Raw genomic sequence first — 15,421 nt, 5'->3', positions numbered from 1 at the left:
GATTCTTGAGAACTCCACTCCCCCGTACTTAGCAAGCATCTCTTGAATTAGCTTGGCCATTTCATACGCTAGCTCCAGAGACTGCGTATGAGTCCCAGGCCGCTTGCCGGACTGAAACTTTCATAGTACATCGAACACATTGGTGTGGTCAGTGGTTGCAATCTAAATTAGGACTGGGTTTCGTCTGAGATAGTGAGTCATCACATCCCGCCCGAGGATCCCTTGAGTTACGCTACGCTCTCTCAACGCTCCAGAATGTACGCCATGTTTTACTTGGCCATTTACCACAGCCCCTTGAGTGAGGTCTTTAAGAGGGTCATCGATTTTTCCGATTTCTGGCAGATCATTCAGATAGCCTATTGTCGTTTTAGCCTCTGCAAATCAGCCACTACCCCTAGTCCCAACCTCACCATTTAGGAACATGCTGGGTTCCATCCCGACCCCCTATGTACGGGTTTCTTGCACCGTCCCAGCAAGATTAATGCCGATCAACAGAGCACGTCAACCGGCGATATTGTAGACCCTCACCCACTTTAGGGGGAAGGCGATCATTTACCTGGGGTACTGTACCAAATCACGGGGCGTTGCGCTCCCTATGCGAGCGTCATTCTGAACAGAACGGCCGTATTGCACCCGGTAGTAGTCATCGGACATAAGGAGCTCTAAGTCGGACTTTCGTGATGTCTAGTTGTAATATTATACATGATGCATAATAACCGTACTGCATTTGTCATAATAAGCCTGTATCAACCTCCTTAAGACTAGAATTCCCTGTCGTTGTTTGTCTGGCAAACTCTTAAAAGACGTCTCTGGCACCTTGGCAGTCCCGGACTCCTAGCGTCAAGGGAAAGGGTACGTTTCCTGGTCATCTTTTCTCAAAAGGCGGGCATTACTTGCCTGTACTTACAGCTCGGAGGCGCCCAAGCATTTCCTAGAGTCTAAGCCTGTCTTTTCTTCATTAACATGTGCGGATTCCGCGTGATCGGCACCCACAACCTTACGAGACTGCTCCTTGCTCTCACCATGTGTGTCTGGCAGGAAAAATTATGATATGCGCAAGTGTATAACTAACACTGGGTTTCGTTTATCATGATACGCAGGGTCAGCACCGCCTGCCTGTGCATACAAAGCTCGTTGTGGTTTAAGAGACTCACTGTGGACACCACCGGACTGCCCAGAACATTTCCCTGTACATCGGAACGAGTACAAAATTTGCGTAGCCGTCGGATTTTACAAGTCCCGCCTTTAAGCATGGCGTATGTGGTTACAACCACACCCGATATTTACTACCCAGACACTGGTTTGGATTACTTCATTCTGATGTTTGTCAACAGATTTAAGTCATTGCGCGGAAAAGTTGATTGTGTCAGGTGAGGCGTGCGGTGCTTCGTGATTTAATCGAAACTTTACATTCTTAGAGTTCTGTGCCCACAGGATAGAGACCCTCACTAGTTCAGCACCCCTGGCACCTAACCTGCCGTCTAAGACCCCTAGCTTAAGAGCACGTTCATAATTGATAGCCCTATCATAGGGATGACCGTTAAGTGAACGTTCATAGTGATTCGACACATCAGGATGTAGTTCATAGTAGCAAGTTTCGACCGTCTCTACATTCGAGATTGCGGTGATTGCTTACCCAGAGGAGCGATTAATCATTTACTTCCTGGTCTTTGGCAGCCACTTTCCTTTCTGTGCAAACACATATACATGCTCCACAGAGCAGGAATGTTTCTAAACGAAGCGTCGAGCCAAACCAGGAATATCTTTTTAACAAAACGAGCAATGCACACCCTCGCGATTGTCATTCGATTACCAAGGACAATAATCTTTTTGGCAGCCGTTTGGGTTATGATATTGCACAATTATTTTATTTTTCGGAACTTACGCTCTTTTGCCTGTCACATTGACCGCACTATCTTATTTGACTAATGTACGCCATCGTTTACAGCCATGTTTAGCACCACTTTACCTTTTGCCTCATTCGACAGCCTCAATATAAGCCTATTGTTATCAACGATTTTTGTCTGATTTACTTGCAAAAAGCCGTCGATAGACGTTCTCAAAAGGCGCTGACTTTTTCGAGTCACAGAGAAACTGCTGCGCTTGCCACGTTACGGACATAACAATCGTTCCCATATTTACTTCTCTGTGCAACCGTATCAACTCAAGCCCTCACTGGATACTTGTCCATCCAAGCTGCTCCACGGAGGCTTGAACTATCGTCATTTAAGTTTGCACCATCGAACAAAAAGTAGAATTGTAAAAGTTATTGAGCGCGAGCGTCCCGGACTTATTGACCTCCCGCAGTGATAGATCTTTTTGAACCTGTGCGGACTGACGCTTACTTAATGATGTGACAGGCGTCACGTGCTATAGCCATGTGACTACGGTGACTTTTTCGACAGAACCTTCGAATTATTTACTCATCAAAGCAAGATCAACCTAGGTAAGTCCCAACCGGTTCAGGACATACATCTTACCAATCTTACTTCGTGGTGAGCATGATTGCTACTTAAGATCAGTGCCAAAAGGCGTATTATGATGCTCATACTCGAGGAGATTCGGAGCTCGACGCCTGCCCATCTTCACATTGTGATTGTCAAAATGGGTAAACACATTTTTAACGACATTTAGTGCTTCAATTAGATGTACAGGCCCGTATGTGTGAAATAGATATTGTGCGGTAGGATAGTACTTTTTACAAAAAGGCGAGATTTACCCATGGTATCTATGTAACTACTGAATTAGGTTTTCCAGAACCTCAGGCGCTTGCGCGGGCATCTCTGGTGCGATCCGCACTGTCAAGTCAAACTCTGTGGTTGCATGGGTATGGTCCGATGTGACGGTCGCGATTTTTCAATCGCTCATACGCTTTGAGGTCCCTAGTTGGAGCAACAGAACACTGATCACTGGATTTGACCTGCTAGGAGGCTTGTGCGCACCCTATTCTGGCACCTAGCGTAATTCGACCCTAGCTTTTTACTCTGTTTCTTTGGTCTTTGGAGAATAGGAGCGATTGTTGCTTAGGATCCCGGAGGCGTTTCGAGTGTTGACGGATGTAATTCGGGGATGTTCCATATTGCTTAACATGAATTAGCTCTACCAAATCGTGAGGTACATTACAGGATATTAACATTATTATCAGCATTTGAGAACAATGCTAGGGCTTTTTTTTACAAGATCCAATTATGATGATATTGTTACTTTTCTTCTGGCACCACAACCCAAGCTGTCACGACGGGCTACTGCTTGAGTAAACCTAGTTTTAGCGTATTATACCTTTTTCAATACACTGGCTACCATCGAAATAATTTAAATAATTTTACCAAGGCTGTCCACTCTGTTATAGCAACCAGCTGGATTATCGCCGGGTTTTAACGAAATAATTCCTAAAAGTAGTTCATGTACGGACCTTTAAATGCCTTCAAAGGGCACAAGCCCGTGCTGGTTTCGTGATATTGGCCCGTACTTTTGACGACATAATGACAATGTCGCATTTGTATGCCCGTGCTTAAACTAACCACTACGTGAGTTTGCCGACGTACTCAATGGACGCTTAATAAGTCGTTGTCACGACTTCCTCGCCGCAAACCCAAGCCGATACGAGTTACGTAATGAAGGCGGTAGATGCTTACGCTCCAGAGCACGTCAAAAAGCATCCGAGTAGCAACGCATGTGTTTCGTGATATCCACGGCACTCTCTAATTCGGTGTTTTGACTTTGATAATATCCTTTAAGTAACGAGCACAATTTCAAAAGTCATCAAAGGCACCGACACAGAACAATCGGTTCTTGATTCACAGTAAAAAGTTATAACGAACGCTTTTTCATGTGATAATGAGGCTCGAGTTCTTTTCTATCTCGGTGATACTCATACAGCATGTGACGGCGGTACCTCCTTACCCATGACTACAATCGAAACTTTCTGTGCTTACGTCAAACAATTATACACTGATGCACCACTCCCGTGCTTCCCCTCATGTGTATATGTGCTGCCTGGACTGACTGGTTAAAATGTCCAAGACCCACTCATTTGCACGGAAGCGGGTGTTTCTGCTCTTTATTGGATCCCAGACCAAAAAGGCACCCAAGACTTTGTCACCGTGAGTGGCGATAACCCGCGGTAAGTGAACGAGGGCTGCAATTTCCCGATTGGCAAGCCGTATCTTTTGAATTACACAGCCGCTCCAAGCAACCTCTGTGCTCTCAACCTCTGCGACGACCTTTATCCTACAATCAAGATTGGGATGTACGCCGTGCACCCAAGCAACCGCCTGGGGGTGATAATTAACGCAGGCTTGCCAGCGCCTCTGTGTTGCGGTAGAGCACGTATCCCAGCAAGTTACAACCTCTCATGTTACCTTCCAAGTTTAGATTCGCTTAAACTACAATTTGATACTCGTAATATCGTTTCTGGAAAAAAAGTCATCCTTTAATCAAACACTGTGAAGTCAACCGAATGAACCCAAGCTGCTAGCACATTGCTTAGCTCATTTACTTGTAGTAATGTACGGCCTAGGCTTAGCGCCATGTTTACATTCGGAATGTAAAGTGGTTTTTGCTTGAGCTTTACTTCCAACGGACTGAGCATTGCCAGCGATTTCCTCAAGCGTCCCACTCGGGATCATTAGTACTTAGCGCCAGCATTAACATATGCTCGAATAGGCAGATCGCGTGCGACTCAGTTTGCGCTGTTAGAGTTGTTGCATTGTTAATAACCACACTGGTTCGCGATCAGGTCATGTGTTAACTGCTAAAATCGCGCATACTTAAGATGTGCTCTAAGTCAGCACCACTGTTACATCATTGTACAGCGAACCGTTACGCCGCATATGCCCGAGCCAAGCTTGCTTAATATATCAAGCGGGGTTTCAATTTCTAGAATATACAATTATGATTTTCAATGTAATTCTTTGAAAGTGAGCTTTAATATATCAACACATTGATAAGCCGTATCATACTTTCTATCTTTTCAATCATTGCTGCCTTTTCTCCGATCTAAGGAATTACACCTTACTCATTGGTGGACTTTTACTTGGCAGGGTCCACTGTGGATGACTAATTACGGCTGCGGCTGCGCTGTGGCCCTGGGGTTATGATTTTTTCTTTGAGGTTTGTTTAGCGCGACTGGTGCAGTATCTTTAGTTTAGCCCAACTAAAGGCGCTCCGATCGGTGGACCTCAAGATTTAGACATTGGGGTAAAATGTCAACAGATCGGCAGTTGATAGTATCCACGGCACTAAAAACTTTTTCGTTGTGTTTTCGTTTTTGCGCTTTATCATTCTGCTATTGATTTATATGAGTAACTACAGATATAGCATCCAACTCCGCAATCACCTGTCTCCACAGCTCCATTGTGTTTTCGGTGACTTTGTGACTTCCTTCAAGATCCTTAGAGTGCGTGGCACAATTACTTGCCTCCGATGTGTTTCAGGAATATTGATTTGGGAGTGCGTAACGAAGTGAACTTGCGATTGCTGTGATAATGCTCAGGCGCTTAAGATCAACTCATTTTCAATCGAGTTTTTTAAGGGCTTCGATACATATTTTGTGCGCACAACGGCATTTCCGCGGTTTTTCTTGCTTCTTGGCGCGCTGGTAGAACATATTGACGGATTACCAAGCGGGCCACTTCTTGTGAAGATTGACTGGGGGTGATCCCCAGATCCGCATCCATTGCCCTCATACGATGTCTGGTATAGCTGCCCTCTGCGCTGTGATAACTGGTTCGGTGATAACTAGTGAACAACGCAAGCTGGGACTGGTAGCCTCGCGATCCTCTCATAACAGCAACGGGTCGCCGCTCTCATGGTGGAGGGACATAAATTCCGGTACCTTCCCGCCATGATTTGCCCGCGGTACCTACTGGTTCGGACACGAACGCTCATCTTGCAATATATCTTCAATATCAACTACGTCAACGTGCGCGACCTTGAGGCGTAAGAGGAATCCATTAACTGCATCCATTAACGAGCAAGCCTCACAGACTTTTTGACCACGGCACATTCCACTCATGCTGTACCCGCCGCTGACTACAACATAGTTTCTGCTAGCGGTAGCATGATATTTATTTTCTCAACGATCCTTAAGATACTCACTGATCCATGGCCACTCACTTCCAAGGTAGGGGGTTTTTAATATGGATAGGAAGAGCACGTCTCTTCTTGACGTTTGTTTATATTTTACACATTGTGCGATCAGTGCGCGCACATTTTGCGATCACTGGGTTTGTCCACTCCGGTTCTCGTGGGTAAGACACTGGCGTCGTGAGCTACGTCATACCAAGGCCAGGAATATGTGTCAATGTCGCTAGGCGCTTTATCCTAAGAGCTTTTTCTCTGTTGCACGGTTTTTTTAATAACCACATTGGTGCGACATTTTCATGTCTGCGCAAAACTTTCATTGCTCTGATTGGCACAAACTGATTTGGAGCTATCGAGTTCATACCCGGTACGGTTTTTTTAAAAGAACCACTTTTTCGCTTTGTGTATCCTGGCTTGGTGAGCATAATGACAGTATACAAGATCCTGAGCAACCGTTAACCACTCCGAGCTCCGTTCGGACTGCTCCTTGTTTACACAGCACGGGGTTTTCTAATATTTTACCTCGCGCCATCAGATTGTGTCACCCTGCTTGACGCTTTTAGTGCGCGAGCCATAATGAATGATCCCTATCTTTAAAGCGTCCTCTTCAATATGACGCTGTCTCTCTCAACAGATGTCCTCGTTTAGACCGCTAAAAACAGATATATCCCAACCACAGTGGACTTGATATTTACAAATGTTAACTTCGGATATGCACCCAGCAAATCCAATTTCCCGCTTGAACTCTTTTCAACGCGTCAACTAGATACAAGCGGGCATGGGTGCGCGCCAGTGGGTGTTGTGACTTTTCGCCGTGTACTTTCTGTTACATTACGCTTGGTGTGCGCGCTAATATACAATGTGGTTGGTAGCACAGGAGTGACTGTCAATAGGACTGTGCTTCGTGATCCATAGGAATTTTAATCTTCAAATACATTATGACTAATTAACTATGAGATCATTTCTACAATCATTACACACTTGGCAGGTAGTAATCTCGATAGAATGTCAATCGGAATATCTAAGTCGGTGAATATATCCTTTCCTTTGAAGAATCTGCGTGAGTTCAATCAACTACACTGCGCATAATGACAGGATTGGTGATTAGCACAAGGTGAGAGCTCAACATGCCGTGGGCTCTGATCAAACACCGCTCACCAAAAAGCCGTTACATCCCGCGGTTTTACCAGGAATACGGTCTCTAACTTCATATGACCGTTTACGCCTGCAACAACCGTAGCTATAGAGAATCTCAAAATGCTTAAAGCGACATTGCCCATTTGGATCTGGTAGTTGGCGATATCTTTAGTCAAACAGATTTACTCTAAAGTCATCCTCTGTGCCTGTCTGGTCAGAAATGCCGACGTTTCCCGCGGTGCCGTGCTATGACTCGTGATGCCGAGGTCTTTTTAGTGGACGAACTTTCATTTCTCTAATATGCCGAGTTTCGTTTCTCTATGCGTGCTCTCATGGCCTTTAGACATTAACGTCTGAGCTCAATCACGATCTATGTGACTCATGTCCTCCGGGTCGCCATCTCACGGGGCGGTCGTCTGATTGGGGCGGCAGCGACTATCATCCCTCGAGTGACTGAAACGCTTGAACGTTTCCAGCAACGCGGTAAGTCTCTTTAGCTCTACAACGAGCCAGATCATAAATTTGTCGCGGACTTATACATAATGCCCGCCATCTGCGATTGTGTCGTGTGGACTGTCATGAACAAACAAACAAACGACGATGAGCTATAGTGGGGATATTCCGCCGCACAAGTTACAGAACCACCATCAGTTGGGTATGCCTTTTCAACCGGTATGTGTGATAACTGCCGAGCGGACATTGCCAGCGACACTATCCTACACGAGACTTACCGTGCTGCCTCTGTCGCCGCTGACGTGCTCGCCTCATAACTTCTTGATGGATCCACAACGCGCTTCCTCAACCTCTGTCATGATATATGTGCAACACGTTTCCGAGTTCGTGATATTCATAATCTGGGTGAGTGGACCACACCTCCCTTGTGGACCTCAGTTGGCCATTTCTTTAGCCCATCCACAAGCAACCGATTGGGTTTAGAATATAGCACCAGCACTTACGGTTCATTGTTATATTCCGAGTTGTGCTAACAAAATCAACGTTCTAGGGCTGATTTTAACATTTCTCTTCCGAGTCTACCTTCGCCCTATTACGCATCTCATGAAGCAACGCGTAGTCATGCTCAGGATCATAAAGCTTTAATTCTTCTACCCATCTTGCGTGATCCACATCAGTCGAAGGGAGCTCGTTCGTGACATTTCCTAGCTGATACAAAAGCATAACATCCGAATCGCTTTCTTACGTGTTTTAAAGCGTGTCACCCACGGAGAATCAAAGTTTATTGGACTGAGGCGTCTCTACATACACTTACAAATATATGACTGGGGGGAGGCGCTCACTTTTTACGGTGTGTCGATGTGACGTCTTTAGGGGCACATTAATTTGATCAGCAGGCCATTTCTATCGACACGTGTGCTCTTTCGTAGGCGGGCATGAATTATGCTATTGCCTCATAGATATCAACACCCTATACCAGGGATCAAGCATCTCTACCAGAACCCAGCTCATCTTATATTCGTAGTTCTGAGGTACATTAACGTGCTAGGAATTTGCATTAACCCAGTGTACTTTTCTAGAAGAAACAAAAAGACATTGGGAGGCGATTTTTGCCTCCATTATTCGCGATACGAGGGCTTGGACTCGGTCTTTTCGAATAGGATCATTTAAGTGGAAGCCGGTTTGTCTGCGCAATTTAAAAGGTGCTAGCACCCGCAGTTTATCTAGATCAAAGGGCATGACGCTACCTCGTTTGTTTTTGTGTTATATATTAATAAGATATTTTCCACACACTCGGGCTACCATCAATTTGCGTATCTAGTTTTCTATCATTTCTTGTGATAAATTTAGGCCTGGAAAAACGATGTGTTAGGATAGATGACGTGCTCCTTGAGGTACGCCTCTGCGCTGATATCAACGTAACTTCTTGTCAAACTTATCTTCAGTAATCATACTGTGCTCTTCATTATCCTGAGCACAAGTTAATTTGTGTTCATTGATATTTTTATTATGACTAGTATTTAATTTGTTAGAACTTTTCATACGAGGATTGCATGGATGATTTGTTACCGGTGTTAAGGGCACAAGTTTATTCTTAACTGCTCAACAAGCCATGTCGCTAGCACGATGATTGTTACCATCCGCATAATAGAACTATCCTGTGCCATTATGATTTGTGCACAGTGGAAACCGGTTGGTGTACATCGCACAATCATCCGAGCTTTTTTAGACAGTAGGTGAAGATTATTTAATGTTCTGTGCAGTTTTGCCCATCATCGAACACGTCGAACCATGCAGAACAAGTTTATTCTTTTGCGAGGTCCCATGAGCTTCATAATGACGCGCTATATTTTTCTGTTTTATTTCTGCGTGATTTATGAACTTACGATTAATAGTGGCTCCATTATTAGAAACATCAGTAACCGTTAGGACTTATAAAACAAGAATTTGTCGCCCTGCCCTTCGGGACCAGGGCGTAAAACCGGGATCTGTGATTAGAATTATCGCCTTCTGCTACGAACCTGTGCTAGCATTTGTTTTATTTTGCGCTGGTGCAGAAGCGGGATCTTTCGCCTATAGTGCAACAAATTTTTGATCTCCCCTGCCCGCTTTGTTTTAATAGGTAGTTCTTTTCGAGATTCGCCGAGCCACATCGTGAGTAATTTTCATACCAGGAACATTTGGTACCTATATCTATCCGAGCTCTGATCTTCTAATCATATTCTTGCATGAGCACTGCGCGGGATAGATCAGGTTTGCCTATTCTTCTGCAAGTACCTATACTAGGTAGTTCGCCTAAGTGAACCAAAATGGACCGTGAGTCCGTATTGATAAAATTTGCGGTGGATTGCTGTCATACTGGTTCGCCTAAACAATATAGGGCACACGAACACCAGTTCAAATATTTACCAGGGCATACCTCTAATTAAATTTGTACAACTAGGTACGCGTAGGTACCTATGCTTTAATCCAATTATGCAGGCCTGTTGTGTCATTAGTTATGACTTTCCTTCATACATTGTGTGCTACTCTAATTCCTACAATACCAAGATCAACTAATTCCTATCGCTGAGCACGTCTGATTACAGCTGTATTATCTTTAAGGGCATGAAGCAACGATGACACCATGGGCATAGAAGAACTTACATCCTTACCGGATAGATCAACTGCTATGGTAAAATGATAAGTTAAGATAGACCTCGTTTACACTTGCGATCAAACAGCGAACTATTAATTTGTATCTATCGTGAGCGTCATCCTCAATCCGCGCTTTCATTGCATCTAGTATTACAGCATTCATACGATCTTTGGAGTATATATCTTTAGAAAATCGCCGCCACTCTAATTTGCGGTAGTTTTCTGGAATTTGTCGACCCGCATGCTCCCATGTAGTAATTTGCTATGTAATGGACTCATCCTCAACAAGATATGATTGCTTAAAACCGAGGAAATTTACGCGATCGATTTTACATCAGCAATAATAATTATGTAAGAATTTAATTCCTTGCTGCAACCGAGAAAAGCCCAGTTTATACAGTTTCATTTGACGCGGAAGACCGATCATGTGTTTTACTTCTATAGTTTCGAGTTCCGCCCATTAATATGGAATGGACCGTGCACGCACCAAGTGTACTTTTTGGAATTTCGATATGACGCTATTAAATTTACTTCCCATCATGTGCACTGTCTGGCGATCCGATTCATCTATCGCCTGTATCTATGCAGGACAGTAGTAATAGTGCGATTTAACCTTCGGGATCTCAAAGGAGACACCGCATGGTTTCATTGGAGTAGTTTTGCACCTCGGGTTTATTTATCTGCAGGATCGATGAGGTGCTCCATTTCGTTTCTTCTTACTTCCAATTCTTGGAATACGGGTTTATGAATTATTTACCTCGTAGGCTACGTCATCGCTTAGGACTGCGCGCTCACAGTCTAAGAGGACATTAGGTTGCACTACAAGATGCTGCGTGATTCTCGATGTTCCGAGTTCTCGATGTAGGTTTGATTGTTGAGTCTAGGGCAGCAGTTTTGACTAACACCCTGCTAATTTTGGTCCGGATTCTTTAATTGGGTTTTTTCTTGTGCTTTAAAGGGAACGAATAACAATGTGCGTGTTCGCCTATTAGCGTGAGATTGTTACCATCCGCTTCCCCTATCGCCTATTCTGCAAAATGTCAGTTAGACTAGTTTTGTCTGGTGCATCATCTATACCGGTGTGTCCTTGTCGGATTTGATATCAATCATTAGTATGGTGAGCTAAGTTAACGCTGAACTATCCTTTTCGAAGCACTTCCAGATGAAACTTCGTCACTTTGTTAGAACTATCCTTTGACTATGAGTCTTATGCTAGCTTTATAAATTTAATGTCAAAAAGCTTTATTCGTTCCTAATAAGAATGCGTATTAAATATATCATCGCTAGCGTAGGTAGAAACTGCTGCACCAGTTCAAATTTCGTGAGTCAACCGTCCCCTTACGGTGCAGAATTTACGAACACGTTACAATTATGATCGCCTATTACATTTAATAGTGCCGATTGTTACCTCCTCGATCTTCTTGTGAAATGCTGGTATATTAGAGTTTTTGCATGAGTCTTTCTAAACGGTGCACCCTGTGCGCAGGTTTTAATAATTTGCTACAACAAATGCTCTGATTAGAGTTTTTTCTTCAGCTAGGGACTCTTGCTTAATTCTGCATCCCTCATGCATTACTTCAGATCGTGCGAATTGGAAACGATTTCCATCCGGTGTGCTAACCTTATCACATATTGTGTACACTCGGGTGCGATTGTTAGTACGAAGCTTATGAAATTCCCGCTAGGCTACGATAGAACGTGCGTCAATTATGTTAATGTCCTTGTAGCGATGAAAAGCTTGTGTATGCTCTGGTCGGACATTAACTCGTATTGGATCATATGATGTGAGTGGAGGCCAGCGATTCAGTGGTTGCACACCCTGTGCCGTGCTCTAATTTGCTTAGTATTGCAACAAGTTTAGACATTATCATAAAATGCAGGATTTTCATTGTGATGTGCTCGGATTTCCCTTCGGGAAACACCGCCTCTACAATCTTATTATCTGGCAATAGGACTGGGTTGAGTCTTAGAGGTTCGTCTTGATCGAAGCAACTAATGGACAACAATGTCTAATATACAGGTTTGCACGGTGTTCTCTGGAGATTCTTGAGCACTAACGAATTCTTTTGACAATAACCACATCGGTCGTGGCGATTCATTGTTAACTTTGAGGTAGTTTTTGTGTTGTGAGTTTCCTGTCTTTACTCGATGAGATACCACATGATTAGTTATTAGCGCATGACGCTTAATCGGATATTCATGTAAGCATCGAAGATGTGCTTTATGAACTTACTTCTTGGGAACAGATCTCTGGACGCCCCTTCGCGCCTATGGAACAACAATGACCTTCGCTGACTATCCTTGCCACTTCTTTTTGTATCTTTTTTCAATATTGTTCCGTGGTGCTTCATCATATGGTAGGGCATGATTGTGTTATTGATATTTGCGAATATCTATGGCAGCAACCGTGACGCTGCACTCACTTTTAGGTCACATAGTTTTTGGAGTAATACGAACTTAGATCGAAATGAATTTACATTAGCTCTGATTAGTTATTCTTATCACAAGCTGGATAAATATAGTGGCCTTCTGAGATGCAGGCTAGCTCTGCGATTGATATAAAACAGCGTAGGTTCGTGCTCGCGCTCGTTGTAACTATCGGATTATATACTTGCCCGCCTCAAACTTATCTCAACGAGCACGTTACAATAACCACATAATAACATTATAGTATCTTTTTTCATCTATCATTTCCCTCGCGGGAACAAAGCCGTATCGATTAGGAGTCTAATAAGATATGCCAAGATCAACTAATGGTTGTGCACTATCCATGTGACGGTTTGCAGCATATTCTATTCATAGTGGTCGTGGATTCATTATCGCGATAATTAATAATAAAACACCAAGATCAGGTCATCAGCTTAAATTTAACCCAGCATTCGTGTACCTATGCTCCATATTGGAACATTCGTAGCATATCAATCTAAGAGATAGCTTTTACACTTTTATTATGACCGCATATATCTAATTCTGTGCCCTACAATTAGCGATTTTTGCTAGCTGTTCTCGAACCCACTTATTGAAAATGAAAGTTTGCGCCTAAGTTTTTGATGTGATTCTTTCTTTTACCTTTGAGCGTTCATCTATAATAGGGATGCTTTCAATAATTACTTCTGTTGTTGTCGTATTGGCGATTTTTGTGGGACTATATGAGATCCATATTGCTTGCGCGTGATTAGGGGGCTCTGGAGCTCGTGATCCGCGGTTAACTTTGGTTTCCCGCGTGCACGTCTGGAAGTCTGTTTTTCGTTCGACTATTAATGGTCAGATCGAGGGTCTAGCGATTTGTTAGTGGATAGATATCATGCCTTAGATGGAGTCTGCATTCGTGAACGATACAATAGGAACAGAACGGTCTGGTTTTATTTTATGGTCTAAGGCCACTCGGTGAGATGCTAGGCTTGGTGCAATTTCTTATGGATGAAAGTTTTTTCAATTAAATTTTCATCTCATACCCGGTATCCGCTGTAAAGTATAAATAGAATATATGCCGTCTAATTATTTTTCTTATTTTTTATTTTATCTTAACTTGTATGCGTAGGTGAGAGATCGACGATCTTTCGTCTGTGACTTAACCGATGATCTTCAGGCAATTCTTGTGCACGCTGGTACATGTTACCTGGATCTTAAAGTAAACTATATGACGCTGTGAAGATTTAACTTTAATGATCTTATTGTTCCGATATAAATACAATAGGAGTGATGTCCGATCTACCACTCCCTGCAACAATGATGGGGGCGTTAGCCTATATTTTATTCTTCATATCTTATAGCACCAGCTCGACGCACTATTGTGACTCCTTATAACAGGGAACAACAGGACCTTTGGATTCTTGACTGACGATTTTACGCGGTGCACGCCCGCCATCGCTGTGCGCACCCTAGGTGATTGTTGTTCTAAAAAACAGCATATCCAACATATTCGTAGTCATGCTCGGAATAAAGTACCTTATGTTCTGACCACATCCGATAACAGCTACATTTTCGCCCATTGCATCGCTGAGCAAGGCTAGTATTGCTGAATTATGCACTTCTAGCTGAAGTAGTGGTGCTCTATGGTCCACCGTCTAAGACGCATTGTGGTAATTCGCTCTTACGAAATGAAGAGGCGATTGTGGGTACTTCTCGAGTATCCGATATGCGTCTAGCCTCGGACATGTAACCTGTACAAATTATTTTTCTGGGTTGGATCGTGATCAATCAACCGGATTCGTCGACGTGATGGTCGAAGCAAGCTGGCGCGGTCTTAACTTCGAGCAAATTACGAAAATTCTCGGTGCAATATTCAGCAAAAGAGGTTCGGTGCTCGGATTTAGTAATTCGTTTAGAAGAGGGATCAGATGCGACATGGAGCTCTCTGGTGCTCTATGTTAGATCGCGAGTATTATGAGTCTGCGATGTTGTGCACCCGCGGACTGATCAGCACACATTCAGAACCACCATGGGGGCGGCCTTCTGCACGAGTTTCTACTTAGTTTTGACAATCGGGGCTAAAACTGATTGGTAAAGTGGAAGTATTGCTTGATTCGGGATCGCGGTAGTATAGCGATCATACTTGCTTTTATGTGACTTATTAACGTTAATCGCTATACCCTTAATCGGGACCTTATCATGGGAACGTGGATCTGCTGACGTGCGTGAGGTCACAATGTCACTTTTTAACTTACGAACGTCTGTTCCGCAGACCCAGATAGCATTGTAGACATTAAAGTGATTTGTGTCAGAGGTCCGCTTAAGAGACTGCTTGTAAATACGAGCGTTGTGCCTCGTCGGATCATACAAATGTTAGCCTGCTTGACCACTTTAGCTACACGAGCTAGGGATATGAACTGTTGTGTCACTTTTGATCTTAACGGCCTTCTGTGCTACCAAAGCCAAGACCGAAGCTGTACCATTTACCACTTTAGTGTATCCTGTGAGCAGGTTAGTTTTATGAACTGTTGCTTGACTATTCGTAGTATGATTTGCCACTCTGTTGAGGTCCACATAGTTGGACGACCCGCGGGTGCTGCGGTTCGCCAATCATGGGAACACGATGTCGGTGCAGGTTTCATTCTAAAAAACATATTCTGCTTTTGTGCACTCTAATGACCGCGAACGATAGAAGATA

General features: G+C 43.6%; 1 protein-coding gene. It reads left to right on the top strand.

Annotated features, from left to right (window positions below; all coding sequences use genetic code 11):
* Window positions 1-4,169 precede the first annotated feature (4,169 nt).
* Entirely contained in the window at window positions 4,170-4,436 is a 267-nt protein-coding gene (locus G5B60_RS03040; protein WP_164682598.1) for a hypothetical protein, read from the top strand.
* The last annotated feature ends 10,985 nt before the right edge of the window (window positions 4,437-15,421 follow it).

The sequence above is a fragment of the Streptococcus hyointestinalis genome, from assembly GCF_011039275.1.
In the GTDB taxonomy this organism is placed as follows: domain Bacteria; phylum Bacillota; class Bacilli; order Lactobacillales; family Streptococcaceae; genus Streptococcus; species Streptococcus hyointestinalis_A.
This window is presented reverse-complemented; position numbering and strand designations above follow the sequence as displayed.